General features: G+C 71.6%; 22 protein-coding genes. 16 read left to right on the forward strand and 6 right to left on the reverse strand.

What is annotated here, in order from left to right; genetic code table 11:
• Window positions 1–33: 33 nt before the first annotated feature.
• The gene (locus QRX60_RS19400) at window positions 34–723 is read left to right on the forward strand and encodes an LPXTG cell wall anchor domain-containing protein (protein WP_286002172.1); all 690 of its coding nucleotides are present in this window, start codon (window positions 34–36) and stop codon (window positions 721–723) included.
• 60 nt (window positions 724–783) lie between these two features.
• Here the strand turns inward: QRX60_RS19400 and QRX60_RS19405 are convergent, their stop codons facing one another.
• Window positions 784–3,039: a hypothetical protein gene (locus QRX60_RS19405; protein WP_286003645.1), complete on the reverse strand. Its 2,256-nt coding sequence runs from the start codon at window positions 3,037–3,039 to the stop codon at window positions 784–786.
• A 93-nt stretch (window positions 3,040–3,132) separates the two neighbouring features.
• On the opposite strand from QRX60_RS19405, the gene ahcY reads away from it, so the two are divergent.
• From ahcY to QRX60_RS19425, 4 genes are all read left to right on the forward strand, one after another.
• Window positions 3,133–4,605 carry an adenosylhomocysteinase gene (gene ahcY / locus QRX60_RS19410; RefSeq protein ID WP_286002173.1) on the forward strand — a complete coding sequence of 491 codons (1,473 nt, stop codon included), beginning with the start codon at window positions 3,133–3,135 and terminating at the stop codon, window positions 4,603–4,605.
• A gap of 89 nt (window positions 4,606–4,694) precedes the next feature.
• Window positions 4,695–4,874 carry a hypothetical protein gene (locus tag QRX60_RS19415; protein ID WP_286002174.1) on the forward strand — a complete coding sequence of 60 codons (180 nt, stop codon included), beginning with the start codon at window positions 4,695–4,697 and terminating at the stop codon, window positions 4,872–4,874.
• Window positions 4,875–4,919: 45 nt separating this feature from the next.
• The gene (locus QRX60_RS19420; RefSeq protein ID WP_286002175.1) at window positions 4,920–5,261 is read left to right on the forward strand and encodes a VOC family protein; all 342 of its coding nucleotides are present in this window, start codon (window positions 4,920–4,922) and stop codon (window positions 5,259–5,261) included.
• A gap of 128 nt (window positions 5,262–5,389) precedes the next feature.
• Window positions 5,390–5,788, forward strand: coding sequence for a YjdF family protein (locus QRX60_RS19425; protein ID WP_286002176.1), 399 nt, complete (start codon window positions 5,390–5,392; stop codon window positions 5,786–5,788).
• 255 nt (window positions 5,789–6,043) lie between these two features.
• On the opposite strand, the gene QRX60_RS19430 is transcribed toward QRX60_RS19425, so the two are convergent.
• On the reverse strand, window positions 6,044–7,042 hold the full coding sequence (locus QRX60_RS19430; protein ID WP_003085563.1) for a hypothetical protein: 999 nt from the start codon (window positions 7,040–7,042) through the stop codon (window positions 6,044–6,046).
• 247 nt (window positions 7,043–7,289) lie between these two features.
• On the opposite strand from QRX60_RS19430, the gene QRX60_RS19435 reads away from it, so the two are divergent.
• The 3 genes from QRX60_RS19435 to QRX60_RS19445 all read left to right on the forward strand — a co-directional run bounded on the left by QRX60_RS19435 (window position 7,290) and on the right by QRX60_RS19445 (window position 9,338).
• Window positions 7,290–7,865 (forward strand): papain-like cysteine protease family protein, encoded by a 576-nt coding sequence (locus tag QRX60_RS19435; RefSeq protein WP_286002177.1) that lies wholly within the window; start codon window positions 7,290–7,292, stop codon window positions 7,863–7,865.
• On the forward strand, window positions 7,862–8,620 hold the full coding sequence (locus QRX60_RS19440) for a hypothetical protein (RefSeq protein ID WP_286002178.1): 759 nt from the start codon (window positions 7,862–7,864) through the stop codon (window positions 8,618–8,620). The genes QRX60_RS19435 and QRX60_RS19440 overlap by 4 nt, the downstream gene beginning before the upstream one ends.
• A gap of 64 nt (window positions 8,621–8,684) precedes the next feature.
• Window positions 8,685–9,338, forward strand: a complete 654-nt coding sequence (locus QRX60_RS19445; protein WP_286002179.1) for a dTMP kinase — start codon at window positions 8,685–8,687, stop codon at window positions 9,336–9,338.
• Here the strand turns inward: QRX60_RS19445 and solA are convergent.
• The 3 genes from solA to QRX60_RS19460 form a co-directional block, all read right to left on the reverse strand.
• Window positions 9,327–10,457 carry an N-methyl-L-tryptophan oxidase gene (gene solA, locus QRX60_RS19450; RefSeq protein WP_286002180.1) on the reverse strand — a complete coding sequence of 377 codons (1,131 nt, stop codon included), beginning with the start codon at window positions 10,455–10,457 and terminating at the stop codon, window positions 9,327–9,329. The two genes, QRX60_RS19445 and solA, sit on opposite strands and share 12 nt — an antisense overlap.
• Window positions 10,454–12,514 carry an FAD-dependent oxidoreductase gene (locus tag QRX60_RS19455; RefSeq protein ID WP_286002181.1) on the reverse strand — a complete coding sequence of 687 codons (2,061 nt, stop codon included), beginning with the start codon at window positions 12,512–12,514 and terminating at the stop codon, window positions 10,454–10,456. The genes solA and QRX60_RS19455 overlap by 4 nt, the downstream gene beginning before the upstream one ends.
• Window positions 12,515–12,601: 87 nt before the next feature.
• Entirely contained in the window at window positions 12,602–13,051 is a 450-nt protein-coding gene (locus QRX60_RS19460) for a hypothetical protein (protein ID WP_286002182.1), read from the reverse strand.
• 64 nt (window positions 13,052–13,115) lie between these two features.
• Between QRX60_RS19460 and QRX60_RS19465 the strand changes: the two genes are divergently transcribed.
• Entirely contained in the window at window positions 13,116–14,084 is a 969-nt protein-coding gene (locus QRX60_RS19465) for a helix-turn-helix transcriptional regulator (RefSeq protein ID WP_286002183.1), read from the forward strand.
• Here QRX60_RS19465 and QRX60_RS19470 read toward each other — a convergent pair.
• Window positions 14,081–14,866 carry an IclR family transcriptional regulator gene (locus tag QRX60_RS19470; protein WP_286002184.1) on the reverse strand — a complete coding sequence of 262 codons (786 nt, stop codon included), beginning with the start codon at window positions 14,864–14,866 and terminating at the stop codon, window positions 14,081–14,083. The genes QRX60_RS19465 and QRX60_RS19470 overlap by 4 nt on opposite strands.
• Window positions 14,867–15,030: 164 nt before the next feature.
• On the opposite strand from QRX60_RS19470, the gene QRX60_RS19475 reads away from it, so the two are divergent.
• The 7 genes from QRX60_RS19475 to secA all read left to right on the forward strand — a co-directional run bounded on the left by QRX60_RS19475 (window position 15,031) and on the right by secA (window position 24,970).
• Window positions 15,031–15,345 carry a bifunctional 3-phenylpropionate/cinnamic acid dioxygenase ferredoxin subunit gene (locus QRX60_RS19475; protein WP_286002185.1) on the forward strand — a complete coding sequence of 105 codons (315 nt, stop codon included), beginning with the start codon at window positions 15,031–15,033 and terminating at the stop codon, window positions 15,343–15,345.
• A 179-nt stretch (window positions 15,346–15,524) separates the two neighbouring features.
• Complete coding sequence (gene mtrA, locus QRX60_RS19480; protein ID WP_005150760.1) at window positions 15,525–16,202, forward strand: MtrAB system response regulator MtrA; 678 nt, start codon at window positions 15,525–15,527, stop codon at window positions 16,200–16,202.
• Between the two features lie 7 nt (window positions 16,203–16,209).
• A complete protein-coding gene (gene mtrB, locus QRX60_RS19485; RefSeq protein WP_286002186.1) occupies window positions 16,210–17,934 on the forward strand; it encodes an MtrAB system histidine kinase MtrB in 1,725 nt (574 codons plus the stop codon).
• An 8-nt stretch (window positions 17,935–17,942) separates the two neighbouring features.
• Entirely contained in the window at window positions 17,943–19,652 is a 1,710-nt protein-coding gene (locus QRX60_RS19490) for an LpqB family beta-propeller domain-containing protein (RefSeq protein ID WP_286002187.1), read from the forward strand.
• Window positions 19,653–19,695: 43 nt separating this feature from the next.
• On the forward strand, window positions 19,696–20,358 hold the full coding sequence (locus QRX60_RS19495) for a ComF family protein (RefSeq protein WP_456298895.1): 663 nt from the start codon (window positions 19,696–19,698) through the stop codon (window positions 20,356–20,358).
• An 833-nt stretch (window positions 20,359–21,191) separates the two neighbouring features.
• Window positions 21,192–21,878: a ribosome hibernation-promoting factor, HPF/YfiA family gene (hpf, locus tag QRX60_RS19500; RefSeq protein WP_286002189.1), complete on the forward strand. Its 687-nt coding sequence runs from the start codon at window positions 21,192–21,194 to the stop codon at window positions 21,876–21,878.
• Window positions 21,879–22,084: 206 nt separating this feature from the next.
• Window positions 22,085–24,970: a preprotein translocase subunit SecA gene (gene secA, locus QRX60_RS19505; protein WP_286002190.1), complete on the forward strand. Its 2,886-nt coding sequence runs from the start codon at window positions 22,085–22,087 to the stop codon at window positions 24,968–24,970.
• The last annotated feature ends 2 nt before the right edge of the window (window positions 24,971–24,972 follow it).

Raw genomic sequence — 24,972 nt, forward strand, 5'->3', positions numbered from 1 at the left:
AGTGCTCTCTCCCCGCCGGTACAGGAGTTCTGAATGCGCAGACGTACCTTCCGCGGCGCCGTCGCGATCATGGCGCTGACCACCGCCGCCCTCATCGGCACCGCCGGCTCCGCGCTGGCCTGCTACACCGATGACAACCGGCCGAACCCGATCCCGGACCGGGGTCACGCCGCGTGCGCGAAGGGCAAGGACCTCAACCAGAGCGATGTCGACTTCACCGGTGGTGTGGGCGAGAGCCGCCTGACCATCACCAAGGTCCACGAGGGTGTGACCGTCACCCGCATCGTCGTCATCGGCGGTGACGACGGTTTCAACGAGTACATCCCCGGCAAGGCCGGCAAGGGTGGCGAGGTGTTCCCGGCGACGGCGCCGTGGAAGGACCTCCAGGCGACCAAGACCTTCAAGGGACGCCAGCCGAACATCGACAAGTGGTTCCTCTGCGGCACCAAGACCACCAAGCCGACCGAGACCAAGACGCCGCCGACGAGCAAGCCGACCGAGACGAGGCCCAGCGCTCCGGCCTCCTCCGAGACCGTGAAGCCGACCAGCACCAGCACGACCGCTCCGGCCGTCGTCCCGGCGGGCAACGAGTCCGGCACCGGTGGCGGCCTGGCCAACACCGGTTTCGACAACATGTGGCTGGTCTGGATCGCGGGCCTGCTGATCCTCGGCGGTGGCGGCCTGCTCGCGCTGCTGAAGTTCCGTCGCAAGGCTTCCGAGTAAGCCTGACCTGAAGTTCCGTGAAGGCCCCCTTACCGGCTCAAGACGCCGGGAAGGGGGCCTTCACGGCTTTCCGGGGAAGTCCCCGAAGAGCAGGCCCTGCTCACCGCCGGACGGCTTGCCGAGGCCGGCGGCCATCGCGACGGCGTGGTCCCACTCCGCGTCGACGACGTAGTCCTGGTGCTTGAGCACCCCCGGCGCCCAGCGGTGCCGCCCCGTCGGGCCGCGCAGCGGGTCCGGCAGCCAGTGGTCGCCGCCGAGGATGAGGACGCCGTTCTCGTCGGCCTTCGCCTTCAGCGGCCCGGAGCCGCCTTCGGGCTGGTAGCCGACGCCGTAGAGGCAGCGGTCGGAGACTTCGTGCCGCCAGGTCGTCACGCCGCCGCCGAAGATGTCGGTGCCGCGGCACAGAGCGCGCCAGCGGCCCTTCAGGTCGGCGAAGAGCCGTTCGAGCGCTTCCTGGGGCAGCAACGCCGGGAAGGCGCGCTGGTAGCCCCACTGCAGCGGGGAGCCCGCGGTGAGCACGCCGACGCGTTCGAGGTCGGCCTCCGGCAGTTCGGCCGCCAGCCGGGCGGCGGCCATCACCGTGAGCAGGCTGCCGATGTTGTAGCCGGAGAGCACTACGCGCGTCCCCGGTTCGGCGAGGTGCTCGCGCGCCCGGGCGGCCAGTTCCGGGACGACCTTCAGCGCGTAGCACGGCGGCACGGTCGGGTGCGCCGCCCGCGGCCAGAAGCAGACGAGGTCGGCCAGCGCCCCGAGGTGCCGGCTCCGCTGCGGGGTCCGCGCGGCCGTGTAGACGACGCGCAGCAGGCCCGCGGCGAGCGCGCCGAGTGCGCCGACGCCGATCGCGGACAGCGGCCCGAACCAGCCGGGGACCAGCCCGAACCCGAACCGCAGCACCAGGAGCGCCGCGCCGCCCGCGGACATCGCCGACGCCACGGTGAGGGCCAGGTGGTGCAGGTGCCGCCGCTCCCAGGCCGAGCGCGCCCAGGCCGCCGCGGCCTGGGCCTCCTGCCGCTCGTCGTGCTCCATCAGTTCGACGATCTCCGGGACGCCCCGCCGCAGCCGCCGCAGCGGGACAGCGACGGCGAAGCCCAGCACGGCGAGGACTGCCGCCAACGCCAGCCCGGCGCCCCACAGGACCGTGACCAGCAGGTACGTGTCGGGCACGTGCAGCAGTTCCGCGCCGGAAAGCCGGCGGAGCGCTTCGGCGAGACCGGCGCCGAACCCGCCGCCGAGCAGCCCGGCCAGCGCGAGCACCGGCGCGGCCGCCCAGCCGCCCAGCCACGGCCGCAGCCGGCGCGGCTTGTGCACCCAGCCGGGCCGGGCCACCAGTGCGGCCGGCGCCAGGAACAGCGCGAACAGCACCGTGACGGCGACCAGGGCCGCGCCGAGCCCTTCGACGACGCCGTTGGTCCCCGGCAGCGGACCCGGGCCGGGCCGCAGCCGCACCGCGGCCAGGACGACGAGCAGCGCGGCCAGCGCGATCACCCCGGGGCGGGCGAACCGGCCGGTGTCGACGCCGATCGCGGCCGCGACGACCGTCGCGAGGACCAGCGCCAGCGTGACGATCCAGACCACCAGGTCGAAGACGTTGCCGGGCACCCGGAACGGCCCGCCGAGCAGCAGCAGCGCGACCGAGACCAGCGCCGCGACGGTGTGCAGGCAGCGCAGTGCCGGCGTCTCCGGGTCGGCGCGCATCCGCAACGGTCCCTGGGTGAGGTCGCCGTCGGCGTGCACCGCCCACGTCGCCGACGAGATCCGGTGCAGCACGAAGATCACGACCAGCAGGGGCAGCACGCCGACCGCGATCCGCGCCGGCACCGAGCGGAGGACGTCGGGGACCACGGGCAGGCAGCCGGAGCCCGGCGCGAGGCACTGCGCGGCGAACAGGTCGAGCGCGATCGCCGCGAGCTGGCCCATCAGCAGCATGGTCAGCAGCAGGGCGCCGACGCGCAGCAGGCCGCGGCACACCGCGCCGAGCACGCGCGGGAGGCGGCCCGGCGGCGTCGGCGGCAGCATCCAGAACGCGACGTTGGCCAGGGAGAACGGGAAGAGCAGCGCCCAGGTCGCCTTGGCTGCCCCGCCGGAGGTCATGCCGTGCCACAGGTAGCCTTCGAGGGTCCGCGGGATCGACCGGCCCAGCGCCGGCAGCACGGGCCCGGGCGCCGGCCGCCGCAGCCGGTCCGCCGGGCGGATCACGCGGCCCAGCCCGTCGCCGGCGACGTCGACGGTGGAAACCGCGTCGAGCAGGGTCTCGCCGCTGGTGCCCACGAGCCCGGCGACGCGGATTTCGACGACGCGGGTGTCCGGGCCGGGCATGGGCACGGTGAAAGCCTCCTACGCGATCCTAGGGAAGGTCGAGCGGACAACGGTAGTGTTCGGATGTCATCGAGTCTTGGAGGAATCGCCACTATGACCCCCGAAAGCGTTGCCAAGCGGCACCAGAACCGCAACGGCATCGAATTCGCCGTCGCCGACCTCGAGGCCGCCGAATTCGGCCGCAAGGAGATCCGCCTCGCCGAGCACGAGATGCCGGGACTGATGGCGCTGCGGCGCGAATACGCGGAGGTCTTCCCGCTGCGCGGCGCGCGGGTCTCCGGCTCGCTGCACATGACCGTGCAGACGGCCGTCCTGATCGAGACGCTGGTCGCGCTGGGTGCCGAGGTGCGCTGGGCGTCCTGCAACATCTTCTCGACGCAGGACCACGCGGCCGCGGCGGTCGTCATCGGCCCGCACGGCACGCCCGAGGAGCCGAAGGGCGTCCCGGTCTTCGCGTGGAAGGGCGAGTCGCTCGAGGAGTACTGGTGGTGCACCGAGCGGATGCTCACCTGGGACGGCGAGGGCCCGAACATGATCCTCGACGACGGCGGTGACGCCACCATGCTGGTGCACAAGGGCACCGAGTTCGAGAAGTCGGGCGTCGTGCCGACCCCGGACGAGAACACCTCGGACGAGTTCCGCGTGTTCCTCGAGCTGCTGCGCGACTCGGTCGCGGCCGACACCGGCAAGTGGACCAAGATCGGCGAGGGCATCCGCGGCGTCACCGAGGAGACCACCACCGGCGTCCTCCGGCTCTATCAGCTCGCCGCGGCCGGTGAGCTGCTGTTCCCGGCGATCAACGTCAACGACGCGGTGACGAAGTCGAAGTTCGACAACCGCTACGGCATCCGCCACTCGCTGATCGACGGCATCAACCGCGGCACCGACGTGCTGATCGGCGGCAAGGTCGCGGTCGTCTGCGGCTACGGCGACGTCGGCAAGGGCGCGGCGGAGTCGCTGCGCGGCCAGGGCGCCCGCGTGGTCGTCACCGAGATCGACCCGATCTGCGCGCTGCAGGCGGCGATGGACGGCTACCAGGTCCGCACGCTGGAGAACGCGCTGCCGGAGGCCGACATCGTCATCACGACGACCGGCAACAAGGACGTCGTGCTGGTCGAGCACATGGCGAAGATGAAGCACCAGGCGATCCTGGGCAACATCGGCCACTTCGACAACGAGCTCGACATGGCGGGCCTGGCGCGCTACCCGGGCATCCGCCGCATCAACATCAAGCCGCAGGTCGACGAGTGGATCTTCCCGAACGGCAACACGATCATCGTGCTGTCCGAGGGCCGGCTGCTCAACCTGGGCAACGCGACCGGGCACCCGTCGTTCGTGATGTCGAACAGCTTCTCCAACCAGGTGATCGCGCAGATCGAGCTGTTCACCAAGCACGAGGAGTACGACAAGGAGGTCTTCCGCCTCCCCAAGAAGCTGGACGAGAAGGTCGCGAAGATCCACCTGGACGCTCTCGGTGGCGAGCTGACGAAGCTGACCAAGGAGCAGGCCGAGTACATCGACGTGGACGTCGAGGGCCCGTTCAAGCCGGAGCACTACCGGTACTGAGGTAACCGGGTTTCAGCAGGTCAGGGCCGCCCCGAACGTGTTCGGGGCGGCCCCTCCGTTTTGTCCGTGCGACAGCCGATGAGGGAAGAGTGGACGACGATGTGGTCACTGAAGCCCTCGCTCGGCGAGACCGCCTTGTCGCCGAAGGCAAGCTGCTGACCTTCAGGCCGGAGGGTCCGGTGCCGGGCCTCGACGAGATCGAAGAGTTGTCCCGTGGCTGGGGCACCGCCGTCAGCGAGGCGCTCGACTGGACCCGGGGCGAGTGGTGAGGTAGGCAAGGCGGGACCTGCCGAAGCCAACGGATTCGAGGTGCTGTGACCGTCGACCTCTTCGCCGGGATCGCCGTCCGCGACTTCGCCGGCGCGCTCGCCTGGTACGAACGCCTCTTCGGCTCCCCGCCGACCTTCGTCGTGCACGACACCGAGGTGCTCTGGCAGGTCGCGGAACACGGCTCGGTCTACGTCGTGGAGCGGCCCGAGCGTGCGGGCCTGGCCATGCACACCCTCTTCGTCGACGACCTCGACGAGCGCGTCGCCGGGATCTCCGCCCGCGGCATCGAGCCCGCCGACCGGGAAACCTACGGCGACGGCGTCCGCAAGATCATCTACCGCGACCCCGAGGGAAATGAGCTCGGCATCGGCGGCCCGCCCGCGTAACCTCGAGACGTTCTTGGCTTCACGAACCTCACGGCCCGGTAGGTAGTCCGGGCGGTCCGCAAGGGCTCGTTGTCCCGCAAGGGAAACCGGTGGCGCCAGGCTGATCCGTCACGCCTGGAGGTTTCCCGATGAGCGGGGTGTTCACGCTGTACCACGACGGCCGGTTCTGGGTCGGCGTCTACGAAATCCACGAAGACGGCCTGGTCCGGGCCGCTCGGCACATCTTCGGCGCCGAGCCGAACAACGCCGAACTGGCGGCCTTCGCGGCCGGCCGCGACTTCGTGCGTCTCGCCGATCAAGCACGCGAAGCCCCGCCTGTTCCGGAGAGCGAGCGTCCTAAGCGGCCCGCGAAGCAAGCGAAGGCGCAAGAGGGCATCGGCACCGCGGCTCAGCGCGCGCTGAAGGAAGCGGTGGCCGAGCGCGTGGTCGAGAACAAGGCGGCCCGCAAACGCCGGGCGGCCGCCGAAGCGACTCGGCGGCGCGAGCTGGCGAGGGCGAAAGCCCGCGCCAAACACCGTGGTCGCTAGGCGCGCCGCGCGCGATCCCCCAGTCGACGAGTGCGGCGGCCACCAGCACCAGCGCGACCGTCACGACGGCGGCAGCGGTGGCGGCCCAGCGTGCCCAGGCGCCGGCGCCCTCGTGCACGAGGGCGCCGGCGACGCCACGGCGCCGGTGCAGACCGCGAGCCGGCTCATCGACCGAGGCGACCCGGACCGCACTCCGGCGACCACCGCGAGCGCCTGGAGCGGCTGTTCACCGCCCGGCGGGACGGAGTGGTGTGATCAGTTCCACTCGACGGCGACCCCGGCCAGCCCCGGCCCGGCGTCGCTGAAGAACGCGCTGCTCACCCCGCCCATGTCGCACGCCAGCTCCTCCGCGACCACCGGCAGGGCGTCGTCGCGCGCCCGGACCTGACGCGTGCAGCGGGCCGGCAGCGCGTTGCGGTCGAAACGCAGCTGCACCAGGTAGCTGGCGCACCGGTCGCGCAGCATCCGGTAGTAGCCCGGTGACGCCGAGCCCGAGTCGTCACGGACCTCGAAGCAGAACACGTGGATGTCGCCCTCGGCGAGCTTGCGGTCGAAGAGCAGCTCCGTCGCCATCGTGTCCGCGTCCGGGTTGCGGCGCATCCGCCCGACCCGGCAGCCCTCGTCCGTGATCAGCTCGACGTCGTCGATCCGGCAGCCCGGATCGCCGTTGTAGACGGTCAGGTAGCGGTCGGGACCGTGCCGGCGGGCGCGCGTCACCAGCCGCGTGCGCAGGCTGACCTGACGGTGCTCGGCGTCGAACGTGATCGTGTCGTGCACCGACAGCAGCTCGAGGTCGGCGTTGTAGTGGTTCGACGACGGGTACGCGCCGAGCTCGGCGAGCAGGTCCTCGACGATCGACCCCATGTCACCGGAACGCAGGTCGTGGAACGACGCCGCCGGCTGGTGGCCGCGGCGGACCAGTCGCGGGCCGATCAGCACCACCAGGGCGTCCGCGGGCAGCTGGAGGACCGATTCCAGGGCCCGGACCGCCGGGAGCGCCTTGGGCACCTCGGGCTGGCGCAGCCCGCGTTGCCAGTAACTCAACGTCGACTGTCCGATTTGGACCCCGCGCAGGGCGAGGTGCGCGCGCAGCCGGGCGAGCGAGAGGCCGCGGTAGGCGATCGCCAGTCTCAAGGCATGGTGGAACTCGCCGGTGCGGAGCGCCTCGGTCAGCTCTTTCGGCAGCTCGGCGACCGATGCCCGGGTCGTGCGGGCGCCATCGATGATCAGTGGGAGGTTCCCGTCTTGTGCCACCGCTCGTCCCTTCACCCGACCAGTGTGTGCGCTGGGCGTGAACACCGCGGAACGTTCACGTTAGCAGCGTAGAGTGGCAGTGCCGACCCCCGTTCAGGGTGGTTGGCCACGTGATGGTGACTGTTCCGCGTTCCGGCTATCACCCGGAACGGTCCGTTCATCCAGATGGCGTTCTTGCTCCTTGTGACCGCGTTGTTCACCGTTGTGACCACCGCTGGTTCGCCCACGTTCGAGCAGGAGGCCGTCCGTGCTGGTGAAGTCGAGCCGGGTACCCGCCACCTTGGCTGTGTGCCTGATGTTGTGCCTGGTCGCGCCGGCCGCTGCCGGCGCCGCGCCCGGAGTGCCGCCGACCTACCGGAGCCAGATCGTGCTGCAGGCCCAGCAGAAGAACCAGTGGTGCTGGGCGGGCTCCGGCGCCACCATCGCGGCCTTCCACGGCGCCGCGGTGAGCCAGACGCGGTTCTGCCAGCTCGCGCACGGCGAGACCGGAAAGGACTGCGCGAACCTCCCCGGCACCCTCGCCGACCCGCAGCGGGCCTTCGCGAAGCTCGGGTTCGCCTCGCCGGGCCGCTACCTCGACCACCGCATCTCCTACGCCGACATCCGGACGCAGACGGCGGCGGACCAGCCGGTCGAGACCCGGGTCGGGTACCGCTCGGGCGGCGGCCACACCCACGTCCTCTACGGCTCCGACTCCAGCGGGGACTGGGTCCACTGGGGAGACCCGGGGCCGGCCAAGCGCTACAACTGGTCGACCTACGGCTACTACACGCACAACTCGTCGTTCACCTGGACGCACACGCTCACCGGGATCTCCCGATGAGCAGGCGGGCGCTCGTGCTCGCCGTGCTTACCGGCGCGGCGCTGCTGATGACGGCACCGGTGTCAGGCGCGGCCCAGTCCGCCGGCATCAGCAGCGCCGACGCTGTGGCCGCGCACGCCGCGGCGGCGGACCTCCAGGACGTCCTGGTCCGGTTCTTCGCCGAGGCGCCGGACGCGCGCGGCCCGGTCTCGGTGCAGATCGCGCCGGACGCCTACCCGGTTTACGAGCTCTCGCCGGACTTCGTCGGGGGCAAGCCGGGCGCGGCGCCCGGCGACTTCGCCTACTTCGCGGTGCCCGCGCGGGCCTCCGACGGCCGGACCGCGACGCTCTGGTCGGTCCGCGGGGGCGACGGCGCGTGGCAGATCGGCAACATCGCCTCGGGCGACGTCGAGACGGCGTTCGCCCGCACCCTGCCCGCGGGCGCCCAGCTGCTGCACGAACCGCAGGTCGACGCCTGGTACGCGGTCCGCGACGGCCGCGTCACGCCGCTTTCCGGGACCACGGCGGCGGTCACCGTCGCCGACTACCAGCGCACGGTTTCGGCGCGGTACGCGGACAAGCTCCCCGGCTCGGCCTACGCCCGCGAAGGCGAGGCAGGCGGCTACGACGCGACGTCGCAGGTGATGCCCCGCGGCGACGGCGGCCCGGCGCCGTCCGGCCACGACACCGGCTGGGTGCCGCTGCTGATCCTCGTCGGCGTGCTGGCCGTCAGCGGCGCCGGGTACGTGCTGCACCTGAGGCGGATCTCCGCCTGAAGACGAACCGGCGGGCTCGGCGTCGATCCCCTTCCACCGAGCCCGCCGGTCCACCACCGTTACTGTGACGCCCGTGGGTCGACTGGTGGTCATCGAAGGGCTCGACGGCGCGGGCAAGCGCACGCTCGCCGACGGGCTGACGGACGCGCTGAGCGCGAAGGGCGCGAGCGTCGCGAAGCTGGCGTTCCCGCGCTACGGCAAGAGCGTGCACGCCGATCTCGTGAAGGAGGCGCTGCACCGCGGGCACGGTGACCTCGCCGATTCGGTGTACGGCATGGCCGTGCTCTACGCGCTCGACCGCCGCGGCGCCGCGGAAGACATCCGCGCCCTGCGGGACACGCACGACGTCGTCCTGCTCGACCGCTACGTCGCGTCCAACGCCGCGTACGCGGCCGCGCGCCTGCGGCAGGATGCGTCCGGCGAAGTCGTGAAGTGGGTGTGGGAGCTGGAGGTCGCGCGGTTCGGCCTGCCTCGCCCCGACGCGCACCTGCTGCTGCGGGTCGCGCCCGCGGTGGCGGCCGAACGCGCCGAACGGCGCGCGGAGGCCGAAACCGACCGCGAGCGCGACGCGTTCGAGACCGACGACGGACTCCAGCGACGTTGCGCGGCGGTGTACGACGAGCTGGCGGCGTCGGGCTGGCTGGCGCCGTGGTACGTCCTGGACGGCGTCGCGGGCGTCGACCTCGAAGCGCTCGCGAAGACGCTGCTAGGCCAGTAGCCGCGCCGGGTCGAACCGCGCGATCGGGTGGGCCGTCGCGCCGTCGATCACCAGGTCCGCGACGATCTCGCCGATCACCGGGGCGAACTTGAAGCCGTGGCCCGAAAACCCGCACGCGAGCACCACCCGCTCCTCGTCCGGGTGCGGCGCCACGACGAAGCTCTCGTCGGCCGTGTCGGTGTACATGCACGTCGCCGCGCGGAGGAACGCGCCGGGCAGCGTCGGGAGGTGCCGTTCGACGACGGTGGCGATCTCGTGGACCTCTTCGGCCGACACCGTCCGGTCGATGCCGTCCGGGGTGCACGCGCGGCCCCCGGTGTGGAACGCGACCTTCACGCCGTCCGCGGGCGCGTTGTGCGCCGGGAAGCCGTAGAACGTGTAGCCGTCGCCTTCCCAGAGGTACACCGGGTGCTGCCGGAACCCGGCGACCCCGCCCGACGGTGCGAACCAGTACTGCACCTGCCGCCGGACCGTGAACTCCACGCCGAAATCGCGCAGCAGCTCACCGGCCCACGCACCGGGGCACAGGACGAGCCGGTCGGCCGTGTAGTAGCTGTGCGACGTCCCGACGCGCACCCCGCCGACCATCGTGCTCCAGGTGAACACCTTCTCCTCGTGGTGCAGTTCGGCGCCGCACCGCGCGGCGAGCTGCAGGTGCGCGGCGACGCTGCCCTCGGGCGACACCAGCCCGGCGCCCGGCTCGTACAGCGCGACTTCGTCCGCCGAAGGCGCCAAAGTCGGGAACCGGCGGCGGATCTCAGCGGCGTCCAGCAGCTCGTGCGGGATGCCGAAGGCGCGCGCCGACGCCACACTGCCGGTGATCGTGCGCGAGCCCGCCGTACCGACCATGATGCCGCCGCAGCGGGTGAACAGCCGCCGTCCGCTGTCGCGCTCGAGGTCCGCCCACAGTTCGTGGGCGCGCAGCAGGAGCGGCACGTACTCGGGGCCTTCGAGGTAGGCCTGGCGCGTGATCCGCGAACCGCCGTGGCTCGACCCGCGGTTGTGCACCGGCGCGAACTGGTCGACGCCGAGCACCCGCTGCCCGCGTCGCGCCAGCCGGTAGGCCGCGGCGCTGCCCATCCCGCCGAGACCGAGCACGATCACGTCGTAGTGCGTCATCCGACCCTCCCCGGCACGCGCTCGCCGAAGTGCCCGATCTCGACCGGGGTCCCGGGTCCGCTGTACTCCACCGGGAGCCAGGCGTACGCGATGGCCCGGCCCAGGGTGTAGCCGTACCCGGCGCTGGTGACGTACCCGGCCGCGCGGCCTTCGACGTACACGGGTTCCTTGCCCAGCACGACGGTTCCGGTCGTCAGGCGGGTCAGCCGGCGGCTCACGGTCTCCGCGGACCGGCCCGCCAGCGCGTCGCGGCCGAGGAAGTAGCCCTTGTCCCGGCGGACGGCGTCCCCGAGTCCGGCCTCGTAGGGATCGTGCTCGGTGGTGAAGTCGACGCCGGGGGTGCGGCCGCCGGCCTCCAGCCGCAGGGCGGCGAAGGCCTGGTGACCCGCGACGGCGACGCCGTGGCTCCGCAGCGTGTCCCACAGCCGGCGGCCCAGATCGGCCGTGGTGTGCAGCTCCCAGCCGGGCTCGCCCACAGTGGACAGTCGCAGCGCGACGACCGGCACGTCGCCGACATGGGTCTCCTCGGCGGAGAGGTCCGTTGTGGACAGTTCCGGGAGGACGGCGCCGGCCAGCGGTCCCCACAGGCCGATGCAGCACGTGCCGGGGGTGGTGTCGTGGATCTGCACGGTGCCGTCGCCGGGCAGGTGCCGGCGCAGCCAGTCGAAGTCCAGGCGCCCACCCGCGCCGACGTGGAAGCGATCGGCGCCGAGCCGGGCCACGGTCAGGCACCCGCGCACCCCGCCGTCTTCGCCGAGCAGCAGCGTTTCCGTCACCGTGCCCGGCGCCTTCGCGTGATCTCCGGTCGTCATGGCCTGCAGGAACGGCAGCGCGCCCGGGCCGGTGACCGCCAGCCGCGGCACGGACGTCAGGTCGAACATCGCGACTCGTTCGCGGGTGACGAGCGCCTCCGCGGCAGCCTCGGACGGGTACCGCTCCGGCCGCGCCCAGCCGTCCACCGAACCGAAGTGCGCGCCCAGTTCGACCTGCCGCTCGTGGAAGGGGCTGGTCCGCACCGGATCCGCGGTGAACCGGGACGACGGCGCGAACCGGGCGAGGTCGCAGCCGTGCAGGGCGAGCGACGGCTGCCCGTCGACGAGCCAGCGCGCCAGCTCGCGCGCGACCCCCGCGGAGTGCTCGGCCCGGACGGCTTCGGCCACCCAGAAGCCGTCGAGCCCGGGGTGCTCGCCGAGCAGCGGCCGCCCGTCCGGGGTGCCGGCGAGCGTGACCGTCGTGGTGGTTTCGAAGCCGGCGTCGCGGAGAGCCGGCACCAGCCCGGCGGCCACGGCCACGCCGACGCCGAGCCGGTCGACGTGCTCGCGGACGTACATCCCGGTGTCGAGGTGGCGCAGCACGGGCTTGCCCGCCTGCACGTGTTCGTCGTTGTCGCCGGCCAGCTGCGGCAGCGGTGCGGTGATCGTGTACTCGTGGGCCAGCGGCACCCGCGGCAGGGTCAGGCCGACGAGCTCTCCCGCACCGGCGCACGACACGACGACATCGGCGCGGAAGCGCCCGGTCGCGGTGACCACGCCGGTCACCCGCCCGCCCGACCGGTCGATCGCCACGACGTCCTCGGTGGCGAACCGGGCGCCGCGGGCCTTCGCGCGCCGGGCCTGGGCTTCGGCCGCGCGCCGCGCGTGCAGCAGGCCGTCGCCGGGCACGTGGAGCCCGCCCAGCACCCGGGTGCCGTCGAGGAGGGGGTGCAGGTCGGTGCACTCGTGGGGCGTGCGCAGGTAGGCACGCACGCCCCACGACGTCGCCCAGCCGTGCCGCTGTTCCAGCTCCTCGAACCGCTCGGGTCCCGTCGCCACTTCGAGGCTGCCCACCGGGTTGAAGCACCACTCACCGTCGAGGCCGCCGTACTTCTCGACGGTGTACTTCGCGAACTCCGTGAGCGTGCGGTCGGAGTGCGTGCGGAACACGAGCCCGGGGTGGTCGTCCGCTTCGCTGACGCCCAGGACGGTGACGTCGGTCCAGCCGCGCTCGGTCAGCTCGTCGGCCAGCGCGCAGCCGAGCAGGCCGGCGCCGACGACGACCACCCGGGGCCGTGCTGCCATCGTGTTCCTCCGGGCGACGAAGTTGCGTCTTCGGCAACAACGTGCGTTATGCGAGACGCGGTGTCAAGCGCCCGAAGAGGTGCCCGCTCAGGCGCGGGTGAACTCCATGACCCAGTTGGATTCCCAGGTCCGCCCGCCGTCGGCGGAGAACTCCTGCTCCCAGCGGGCCGACGTGTCCGTGATGTCCGACCAGATGTAGTGCGCCCGGATCGGGTTCCCGTCGTGGACATCGTCGCCGTAGAAGTCGCCGCGGCCGTCGGTGAAGGTGCCGACGACCGGCGGCTGGAGCAGCCCGGTGCGGTCGTTGGCCCAGTAGATCGACCACTCCTTCCGCTCGACGTCGAACAGGCGCAGCGTGAAGCCGCGGAACCCGCGGGCGGGGAAGAGGATCTCCTCGGTGTTGCCGCCGCCGTCGAAGAGCGGGGTGCAGGTGGTGGTGCCGGGGAAGACGTCCCAGTCGTCGCTGCCGGCGAAGAGGGTCGTGAGCCGCCGGCTGACGACGGTCCAGGAGCCGTGGAAGAAGGCGAAATCGGCCATGGCGGTGATCTTGGGCCGCTACCACTGACACCTTTTGTCAGTGGTAGCTGGCAGACTTCGCCGGGTGCGTGCGAGCCGGCTGGTGTCCCTGCTGCTGTTGCTGCAGAACCGCGGCCGGATGAGCGCCGCCCGGCTGGCGGCGGAGCTCGGCGTGACCCCGCGGACCGTCTACCGCGACGTCGAAGCGCTGGCGGCCGCGGGCGTCCCGATCTACGCCGAGACCGGGCCCGACGGCGGCTACCAGCTGATGGACGGCTACCGCACCCGGCTGACCGGGCTGACCGCCGGCGAGGCCGGGTCGCTGTTCCTCACCGGCCTGCCGCAGCCGGCCGCGGAGCTGGGTCTCGGCGCCCAGGTGGCCGCGGCCGAGCTGAAGCTGATGGCCGCGCTGCCGACGCCGTACCGGGACGCGTCGATGCGGATCCGGCAGCGCTTCCACCTCGACGCGCCCGGCTGGTACCGCGAAGCGGACCAGGTGCCGCAGCTGCTCGCGGCCGCCGAAGCCCTGTGGCAGGACCAGGTCGTCGAGGTCTCCTACCGCCGCTGGTCGCCGACGCCCGGCGTGGTGACGCGGCGGCTGCACCCGCTCGGCCTGGTTCTCAAGGCGGGTGTCTGGTACCTCGTCGCCGGGCCACGCGTGCGCACCTACCGCGTCGGCAACATCGAAGAACTGCGGACGCTCGACGAGCACTTCACCCGGCCGCCCGGGTTCGACCTGGCGGAGTTCTGGCGCGCGAACGTCGAAAGCTACGAAGACGGCGACGACGGCGAGACCGCCGTCGTGCGGCTCTCGCCGGCGGGAATCGAGGCCCTGCCGGACATCCTGGGCCCGAGAGCCGCCCGGCTCGTCTCCCGCACGCTCGAGCCCGAGGACGCCGAGGGGTGGCGCCGCGCCCGCGTGCCCCTGGAAAGCGTGCCCCACGCCGCCGCCGGGCTGCTGCGGCTCGGCGCGGACGCGCAGGTGCTGGCGCCCGCGGAACTGGTGGCACACATGGGAACCACGATCCGCGCGATGGCGCGGTTGTACCCCTAGTCCCGGAAGTAGCCCAGCTGCGCGGAAAGGTCCTCCGCCGCTTCGGTCATCGGCCGCACGATCTGCTTCACCCGCTGCTTCGAGAGCCGGTACGACGGGCCCGAAGCGCTCATCGCCGCGACGACGTCCCCGCCCGGGCCGTGGATCGGCACGGCGACCGCGTGCATGCCCAGCTCGAGCTCCTCGTAGCAGGCCGCGAAGCCGTCTTCGAGAACCCGTTCCAGCTCGGTCATCAGCTCGTCGGGCTCGACCGTCGTGCGCGGCGTGTACTGCTCCAGCTTCCGCTTCAGCACCCGCTTGCGCTCGGTTTCGCCCATGTACGCCAGGAGGATCTTGCCGCTGGAGGTCGCGTGCAGCGGCGTGCGCTGGCCGGTCCAGTTCTGCGTCGTGATCGCGGCCGAGCCGCGGGCCTGGCTGATGTTGATCGCGACGCCGTCGTCGGCGATGGCGATGTTCACCGTCTCGCCCAGCTCCTCGGCGAGCGCCAGGCAGCTGGCTCGGCCGAGCTTGGCCAGGTCCATGCGGCCGGTCGCGGCGCCGGCCAGCCGCACGATGCCGAACCCGATCGCGTACTTCCCGCGTTCGCCGAGCTGCTCGACGAGGCCTCTGGACTCCAGGACGCTGAGCAGCCGCGACGCCGTCGACTTGTGGACGCCCAGCTCGCCCGCGATTTCGGTGATGCCGGTTTCGCCGTTGCGGGCGAGCAGCTCCAGCACGCTGATCGCCCGGTCGACCGACTGCACCTGGCTCTGAGTTGCGTTGCCCGAGTCCTGGTTCCGCATAGCGCAACACTATCCGTTTCGCGCCGTTCCTATCGGCTGAGTGGGCGAATCTCTTGACGGCGACGCCGTCAGCGTCGGATTGTTGCGCAGGAAGCGCAGAGTCGCGCCACGCGCAACATTCACGAACCGTCCCGGCACCCCGCCAGTCTTTTCCGGAGGCCTCGATGATCCGAGCGTGCGCCGTCGCCGACCTGCCCGTGGGCGAAGCCCTCCGCCTCGGCGGCCCGACCCCGATCGCGGTGTTCCACACCGAGGACGGCTTCTTCGCCGTCGACGACACCTGCACCCACCAGGACGCCTCGCTCGCCGACGGCTGGCTCGAAGGCTGCTTCGTCGAGTGCCCGCTGCACGCCGCCCGGTTCGACCTGCGCACCGGCGCGCCCACCTGCCTGCCGGCCAAGGCGCCCGTGCGCACGTACCGCGTGGTCGTCACCGGCGGCGCGGTCCACGTCGACGTGCCCGTCCCGGCCGTCCCCTGAACCCTGTCCCGCAGGTCCGTGAAGGTCACCCCGAGGAACCCGGAGTCCCCGGAGGTGGCCTTCACGGACCGTCCAGGGCCACCCGGATGGAGCAGGCGCCGGTCGCGATCTTGATCTTTCTGGTGGTCAAACACGCGGGTCGTGCGTCCGGCCGCCGGAACTAGTGCGAATATGTGGTCATGAAGGCACGTGTTCTCGTGGTCGACGACGACCCCGCCCTCGCGGAGATGCTCACCATCGTGCTCCGTGGGGAGGGGTTCGACACGGCGGTGGTCGCCGACGGCTCACGCGCGCTTCCCGCGCTGCGTGAGCTGAAACCCGACCTCGTCCTGCTCGACCTGATGCTGCCCGGGATGAACGGGATCGACGTCTGCAAGGCGATCCGCGCCGAGTCCGGGGTGCCGATCGTCATGCTCACCGCCAAGAGCGACACCGTCGACATCGTGCTCGGCTTGGAGTCCGGCGCGGACGACTACGTCGTGAAGCCGTTCAAGCCGAAGGAGCTGGTCGCGCGGGTCCGGGCCCGGATGCGCCGCACCGAGGCCGAGCCCGCGGAGTCGCTCACCATCGGCGACCTGGCGATCGACGTGCCGGGGCACGAGGTCACCCGCGAGGGCAAGGCCATCCCGTTGACCCCGCTGGAGTTCGACCTGCTGGTGGCGCTGGCCCGCAAGCCGCGCCAGGTCTTCACCCGCGAGGTGCTGCTCGAGCAGGTGTGGGGCTACCGGCACGCCGCGGACACCCGCCTGGTGAACGTGCACGTCCAGCGGCTGCGCTCCAAGGTCGAGAAGGACCCGGAACACCCCGAGGTGGTGTTGACCGTTCGCGGCGTCGGGTACAAGGCCGGCCCGCCGTGATGGCTCCATGACCACGGAGACCGGCAGACGGCTCCCCGCCTTCGCGCGTTCGACGGCACGCCTGGTGCGGCGTGTCGTCGTTTTCGCGCGCCGTCGCGCGGTCGCGTTCAACGAGCTGTGGAAGCACTCGCTGCAGTTCCGCGTCACCGTCTCGACGCTGGCGCTGTCCTCCGCCGTCGTGTTCGTGCTCGGCATGGTGCTGCAGAACCAGATCACCGAGCGCCTGCTGGACACCAAGCGCGACGCCGCCATCGCGCAGACCCGCGCGGCCGGCGACACCGCCGCCGGTGAGCTGGTCGGCCTCGGTGCCGAGACCGACGAAGCGATGGGCGACCGGCTCCAGAACGCGCTGAAGAAGATCGCGATCACGCCGACCAGCAAGGACGCGGCCGGTTCGGCGGCGGGCACGTTCATCCCGGTGCTCGCCAGCGGCGGCCACGACCAGTCCGCCGCGGAGCCCCCGTCGGCCGGGCCGTTCGAGAACGTGCCGCCGCGGCTGCGCCAGTTCGTCGAAGCCAACGAGATGAGCTGGCTCGAGCACACCGTCTCCGATCCCGACGGCGGGCGCACGACGTACCTGATCGTCGGCACGCCGCTCAACACCGTCGCCACCCCGTTGCAGCTGTACCTGCTGTTCCCGCTGACGACCGAGCAGAACACCGTCGCGACCGTGCAGAACACGCTGCTCGTCGGCGGGCTCGTGCTGCTGCTCCTGCTGGCGGGCATCACGAACCTGGTGACCCGGCAGGTGGTGCGCCCGGTCCGGCAGGCCGCGGCGGCGGCCGAGCAGTTCGCCGGGGGCGATCTCGACCAGCGCCTCGCCGTGCTCGGCGAAGACGACCTGGCGAAGCTCGCGGTGTCCTACAACGGGATGGCCGCGAGCATCCAGGGCCAGATCCGCCAGCTCGAGGAGTTCGGCGGGCTGCAGCGCCGGTTCACCTCCGACGTCTCGCACGAGCTGCGTACACCGCTGACCACCGTCCGGATGGCCGCGGACGTGCTGCACGCGTCCCGCGAGCAGTTCCCGGCCGGGCTCGCGCGCTCGACCGAGCTGCTGGTCGACGAGCTCGACCGGTTCGAGTCGCTGCTCGGCGACCTGCTGGAGATCAGCAGGCTCGACGCCGGTGTCGAGGAGCTGTCCGCGGAGTTCATCGACGTCCGCCCGATCGCCACCCGCGCGGTCGAGCAGGTGCGGGTGATCGCCGGCAACGCGGGCAGCTCGGTGGAGCTCGTGCTGCCCGACGAGGAGGTCGTCGCGGAGGTCGACGCCCGGCGCGTCGAGCGGATCCTGCGCAACCTGCTCGGCAACGCCGTCGACCACAGCGAAGGCAAGCCGGTGGTGCTCACCGTCGGGGCCAACGAGACCGCGGTCGCGGTGACCGTCCGGGACCACGGCGTCGGCCTGCGGCCCGGCGAGGCCGACCTGGTGTTCAACCGGTTCTGGCGCGCCGACCCGTCGCGCAACCGGCGCACCGGTGGCACCGGGCTCGGCCTGGCGATCAGCCAGGAGGACGCGCGCCTGCACGGCGGCGAGCTCGACGCGTGGGGCGAACCCGGCGACGGCGCGTGCTTCCGGCTCGTGCTGCCGCGCCGCCAGGACGTGCCCGCCGGCGACCCGCCGCTGGTGCTGCCGCCGCCCGACCGGGCGGCCGTCGAGGTGCCCCTCGGGCTGATCGAGATCACGCCGGCGCCCGAGGCGATCTTCGCCGAACGTGAGGAAATCGGTCAGTGAAGTCCCGGTTGAAACGCCTTCTGCCCGTGGTGCTGTGCCTGGCGCTGGTCGCCGGTTGCGCGAACGTCCCGCTCGAGTCCCAGCCCGTGGTCGTCTCCGGCGAACGCCAGGGCCAGGGTTCGGGCGACGTCGTGCCCGAGCCGAAGCCGGACATCGACCCGCTGACCCTCGTGCGCGACTTCGTCGGCGCGACGCTCAAGCCGGGCCAGAACAACGCGGCCGCCCGCGCCTACCTGGACGAGCAGAGCCGGGCGAACTGGCGCCCGAGCCGCAGCCTGACGATCATCCAGGACACTTTCGGCACGGTCTACGACCCGTCGCCGCAGCCCGACCCGAACACCCTGGTCGTCAACGTGCGCGGGATCGACGTCGGCACGCTCGACCAGAACAGCGCGTTCGTGCCGGACTACACCCCGGCGGCGCTCAAGGTGAAGGTGCGCAAGCAGGCGAACGGCCAGTGGCGGATCGTCGACCCGCCGCCCGACCTGTACGCGACCGAGTCGGACTTCAGCGAGAACTACACCGAGGTGCCGGTCAACTTCTACTCCGAGCAGTCGGCCACCTTCGTCCCCGACCGGCGCTACGTCGTCGCGAAGCCGCAGTCCGGGTTGCCGAGCCGGGTGATGTACCTGCTGGTCAACGGGCCGTCGACGAGCCTGGCCGGGGCGGTGAAGAACCTGCTCGGCGAGCCGGTGGAGATCGACACCAACGTCAAGAGCCTCGACGACGGGACGCTGCTGGTGCCGCTGACCGGGCTGTCCGGGGTCGCCGACGCCACCCGGAACCTGATCGCCGCGCAGATCGTCCTGACGCTGCAGTACGTGACGTCGGCGCGGATCCGGATCCTCGCCGACGGTGCCCCGCTGGTCGCGAACCACCCGGACTGGCGCTCGAACGAGCTGCCCGCGTACGGCGCGACGCTGTCGCCGAGCCAGCAGCTCCCGGGCCTGATGACGGTCGGCGGCCGGGTGCGGTCACTGCTCGACGGCGCACCGGTCGCGGGCCCGGCGGGCAACGGCGGCTACGACGTCGTGAGCGCGGCCCAGTCGATCGACGGCAAGCGCCTGGCGGTGGTGGAGCGCGACAGCGGCCGGGTGCGCCTGCGGATCGGTGACCTGGGCCACGACCTGCCGCTGGTCGGCCTGGGCGGGACCACGCTGAGCCGCCCGACGTGGCGGCCGGGCACCGGCGAGGTGTGGACGGTGGTCGACCAGGTGTCGGTGGCCCGGATGGTGGTGAACCCGGACAACCAGTGGACCCCGCTGCAGGTCAACGCGACGGACCTGACCCAGCAGGGTGACATCACGGAGCTGCGGTTCTCCCGCGACGGCGCTCGCGTGGCGGCGGTGGTGAACGGGCAGCTGTGGGTGGCTTCGGTGGTCGGCAGCGGCGATTCGGTGGCCCTGCGCGAGCCGAGGTTGCTGCAGCCGCACGACCTGCGCGACGTGGTCGACGTGGACTGGCTGGCCCCGGACATGCTGGTGGCGGTGACGAGGTCGACGTCCCAGCCGGTGGTCCGCGTGACGGTGGACGGGCAGCGGATGGACGCGTTCAACAGCTCCAACCTGACGCCTCAGGTCCACGGCGTGACGGCGGCGCCGGGCCGCCCGATCGTGGTGGCGGACGCGAGCGGCCTGTGGATGGCGTCGGTGCTGGGTGAGGTGTGGCGGCCGCAGAACCACTCGGTGAAGGACGCCGATCCGTTCTACCCGGGCTGACGCTTCCGAAACTGTCGGTGGTGGCGGGGACACTGTCCGTGTGCTGCTGCTCGACTTGCTGATCCCCGCCCGGTGCGCCGGCTGCGGGGCCCGTGGGGCGCCCTGCTGCGCCCGGTGCGCGGGGGTCTGGGGTTCGGTGTCCGAGGTCGTCCGGGTGCCCGTGGCGGGGTCGGCGCGGGTGTTCGCGCTGGCCCGGTACCGCGGCGTGGCCCGGCGGTTGCTGATCGCCTACAAAGAGCGCGGGCGCCGGGATCTGGCGGCTTCGCTGGGGCGGGCGTTGGCGGCGGCTCTGGCCGTGCTGCCGCTGCAGAGGACTTCGGCGGCCCCGGCGCGCCGCGGGATCTGCTTGGTGCCGGCACCGAGCCGCCGGTCGGCGTCCCGGGTCCGCGGCGGCCCCCACGTCGAGCGCTTGGCGAACGCGGCGGCGAGCGTCCTGGCGGGAGAGGGTGTCGAAGTGGCGGTGGCCCCGGCACTGGAGCTGGCCGGCGGCGCGCGCGACGCGGTCGGCCTGGACCGCGCGGAACGGGTGGCCAATTTGGCGGGCCGGTTGCGCTTCCGCGAGGCGGGGCGTCCGCCGCCGGGGTTTCCGGTGGTGGTGCTCGACGACGTGATCACCACGGGAGCCACGGCAGCCGCTTGCGTGCGGGCGCTGGAGAAGGAGGGGATCGAGGTCGCGGCGGTCCTGACGTTGCTCGCGGCGGGGTGAATTCGTGTCCCTTGTCGCGTGACGCGAGTTCGGTGTTGGTCGCGGTAGCCGTCGCGGTACCGCAGGCCGCCTCTGGCTGTCGGCTCTGCCGCTGCCTGGCGCCGTCGCGCGGGCCGCTCTGGTGGCACCCGTCCGGGGCAAATGCAGCGGCGGCGGGGCCGTTCCGCCCGGGCGGAAGTCGCGGCAGTCACCGACCGGTGGCCACCACCGCTCCCGTCGGCCACCCGCGACGGCCACCACCACCGCAAACCCCGCCATCCCGCACACCCCGGCTCACTCCGCACCCGGGTGAAGCCCTATGTCACCTACACGAGTGACATCCGGCGGGAACGCAACCGGCCCCGCGGCCGTTGTCCCGGCATGAGGGTGTCGATCACGAACACTCGGCTGCCACACCACTCCACCGGCGTGGCGGCTGCGGCGGACATGGCCGTCACCCTCGGCGTCCACCAGTCGGTGGTGATGCGCCGTCCGTGTGAAGCCGGGCTGCGCCGCGCGCGTCCGACCAGCGGGAGTTTTCTGGTGTTCACCCTCCGCTCACTGCGCGGGGTGACGGAGTCTCATTCCTCGACATCCCCCGGCTCGGGGGCTGTTGCTCCGGGCGTGAGGAAGCTAACGTGCTCCGCTATCAGCAATCCCCGCAGGCAGGGAGGTGACGAGCCCATGTCCCTGGCGCCGGAGGTGCGCTGAGTCCGCGCTCGGGCCCCGGCACGAGACGTCGTGAACCGTTCCCGAGTTCCTTCTCAGCCCGCGATCCGGGCTTCCGTCCCCGCAATACCGGCGCCGTGTGTGAACTCAACAGCTCGCAGTCATCGAAGCGAGGGAGGTCGTGTATGGACATCGTCGTCAAGGGCCGCAACGTGGAGGTGCCCGACCACTATCGGGCGCTTGTCAGCGAAAAGCTGGCCCGGCTCGAGCGCTACGACAGGAAAGTCATCCGGTACGACGTGGAGCTGTTCCACGAACCCAACCGACGCCAGGCCAAGAGCTGCCAGCGCGTCGAAATCACCGGAAAGGGGCGAGGCCCGGCCGTACGCGCTGAAGCGTGTGCCGCCGACTTCTACGCAGCGCTTGATTCCGCAGTCACCAAGCTGGAAAACCGGCTGCGGAGGACGCACGACCGGAGGCGCGTGCACTACGGGCGCAGCCGCCCGGAATCGGTCGCCGAAGCGACCTCGGTACTGCCGGGTGGTGGATCCCCGGCGGCCGCCAGTCCCGCCGCGCGTACCGCGGTGTTGGAAGCACCCGAAGCCGAACCGCAGACGAACGGCTTCGCGAGTGCCGGAGAGATCCACCTGCCCCAGCAGCAGAGCTGGGCCGACGACGACCTGGGTCACCAGCCCGGTCGCGTCGTTCGCGAGAAGCAGCACACCGCGGAACCCATGACGGTGGACCAGGCTCTCTACGAGATGGAGCTGGTCGGCCACGACTTCTACCTCTTCAACGACTCGGAGGCGGGCCGGCCCAGCGTGGTCTACCGGCGGAAAGGCTTCGACTACGGCGTGATCCGGCTCGGCTGAGCCGGTACTGAAGGAGGCCCTCCGGATGGCCCGCACGCGGCTCGCGTGCGGGCCATCCGCATGTCAGGACCTACGGCGTGTGCACACGACGCCCACCGTTCCCTACGATGGGGTGGGATGGTGGCGCCGACCGCGGCCGCCGCCGCGTGAGAATCTGCCCGGGACCGGCCTGGGCGCGCTCAAGATCAGCTAGTGAGGTCGACCGGATGGTGCTGAACCGCCTGCTCCGCGCGGGTGAGGGCAAGATGGTGAAGCGGCTGCGCAACATCGCCGATCACATCAACACCCTCGAAGACGACGTCAAGGACCTGACCGACGCCGAGCTGCGGACCAAGACCGAGGAGTTCCGCAAGCGGAACGGCGACGGCGAATCCCTCGACGACCTGCTGCCCGAGGCCTTCGCGGTCGTCCGGGAGGCGGCCAAGCGGGTGCTCGGCCAGCGCCACTTCGACGTCCAGCTCATGGGCGGCGCGGCGCTGCACCTCGGCCAGGTCGCCGAGATGAAGACCGGTGAGGGCAAGACGCTCACCTGCGTCCTCCCGGCCTACCTCAACGCCATCCCCGGCAAGGGCGTCCACGTCGTCACGACGAACGACTACCTGGCCAAGCGCGACTCGGAGTGGATGGGCCGCATCCACCGGTTCCTCGGCCTCGAGGTCGGCGTCATCCTTTCGGAGCAGCAGCCGGACGTCCGGCGCGCCCAGTACAACGCCGACATCACCTACGGCACGAACAACGAGTTCGGCTTCGACTACCTGCGCGACAACATGGCGTGGAGCCTCGACGACTGCGTGCAGCGCGGGCACCACTTCGCCATCGTCGACGAGGTGGACTCGATCCTCATCGACGAGGCCAGGACGCCGCTGATCATCTCGGGCCCGGCCGACCAGTCGTCGCGCTGGTACGTCGAGTTCGCCCGGCTCGCGCCGCTGATGCAGGGCATCGACACCACCACGATGGGCTCGCGCGAGCGCACCGAGAAGGCGAACCTGATCAACTCGAAGTACCACTACGAGGTCGATCAGCGGAAGCGCACCGTCGCCGTCACCGAGAAGGGCGTCCGGTTCGTCGAGGACCAGCTCGGCATCGAGAACCTGTACGAGGCCGCGAACACCCCGCTGGTCGGGTACCTGAACAACGCGCTGAAGGTCCAGGAGCTCTTCCACCGGGACAAGGACTACATCGTCCGCAACGGCGAAGTCATGATCGTCGACGAGTTCACCGGGCGCATCCTGGTCGGCCGCCGCTACAACGAGGGCATGCACCAGGCGATCGAGGCCAAGGAAAAGGTCGAGATCAAGGCCGAGAACCAGACCCTGGCGACGATCACGCTGCAGAACTACTTCCGCCTCTACGGCAAGCTGGCCGGCATGACCGGTACGGCCGAGACCGAGGCCGCCGAGTTCCACCAGACCTACAAGCTGGGTGTGGTGCCGATCCCGACGAACCGGCCGATGGTCCGCGCCGACCAGCCGGACCTGATCTACAAGACCGAGCAGGCCAAGTTCGAGGCCGTCGCCGAGGACATCGCCGAGCGGCACGAGAAGGGCCAGCCGGTCCTGGTCGGCACGACCAGCGTCGAGAAGTCCGAGCACCTGTCGAAGCTGCTGGTGAAGCTGAGCGTGCCGCACGAGGTGCTGAACGCGAAGCACCACGACCGGGAAGCGCTGATCGTCGCGCGCGCCGGCCAGAAGGGCGCCGTCACGGTCGCCACGAACATGGCGGGCCGCGGTACCGACATCGTGCTGGGCGGCAACCCCGACCTCATCGCCGACCAGGTGCTGCGCGAGCGGGGCCTGGACCCGGTCGAGCACTCCGAGGAGTACGAGGCCGCGTGGCCCGAGGTCCTGGAGCAGGTCAAGGCGGAGTCGAAGGCCGAGGCCGAAGAGGTCCGCGAGGCCGGGGGCCTGTACGTGCTGGGCACCGAGCGGCACGAGTCGCGCCGCATCGACAACCAGCTCCGCGGCCGGTCGGGCCGCCAGGGCGACCCCGGCGAGTCCCGCTTCTACCTCTCGCTCGGTGACGAGCTCATGCGCCGCTTCAACGCAACGATGGTCGAGCGCGTCATGACCACCATGCGGCTGCCCGACGACGTGCCGATCGAGCACAAGATGGTCTCCAAGGCCATCAAGAGCGCGCAGACCCAGGTCGAGCAGATCAACATGGAGCAGCGCAAGGACGTCCTCAAGTACGACGAGGTCATGAACGAGCAGCGCAAGGTGATCTACGCCGAGCGCCACCGCGTGCTCGCCGGCGAGAACATGCGCGAGCAGATCGAGGGCATGCTCGTGGACGTCGTCAACGCCTATGTGGACGGTGCGACCGCCAACGGCTACGCCGAGGACTGGGACCACGAGAAGCTGTGGACGGCGCTGAAGCAGCTCTACCCGGTCAGCATCGACTGGGACGACCTGATGGAGGACGGCGACCTCGACGCGCACAGCTTGCGCGAGGCGCTGGTGCAAGACGCCCGCAACGCCTACGACAAGCGTGAAGCCGAGATCAACGCGCTCGTCGGCCCGGACGGCATGCGGACCCTGGAGCACCAGGTGATGCTGACGGTCCTCGACCGCAAGTGGCGCGAGCACCTCTACGAGATGGACTACCTCAAGCAGGGCATCGGCATGCGGGCGCTCGCGCAGCGCGACCCGCTGATCGAGTACCAGCGCGAGGGCTTCGACATGTTCCGCGCGATGCTCGACTCGCTGAAGGAGGAGGCCGTCGGCTTCCTGTTCAACCTGCAGGTCGAGCGGGCCGAGGCGCCGCCGGCGGAGGACGCCGCCGCGCTGCCGACGGGCGTCGCTTCGGGCAACGGCCAGCCCTCCGAAGGCCGGCACGCGCGGCCGGCGCCGCCGCAGCCGCCGACGACCGACACCGAGTCCGTCCCGGCCGCCCTGCGCGGCAAGGGCCTCGGCGGCGGTGGCCAGCAGCCGGGCGTGACACTGTCCGGTCCGGGCGAGGACGGCGAGGTCGAGTCCCACGCCGAGGGCGGCGCGCAGGCCGCGGGCGGTGGCGCCGGCGGAACCCGCCGTGACCGCCGTGCCGCGCAGCGCGATGCCCAGAAGAAGGGCAGGAAGGGCCCGCGTCGCTGACG

The organism is Amycolatopsis mongoliensis (assembly GCF_030285665.1).
GTDB classification, from domain to species: domain Bacteria; phylum Actinomycetota; class Actinomycetes; order Mycobacteriales; family Pseudonocardiaceae; genus Amycolatopsis; species Amycolatopsis mongoliensis.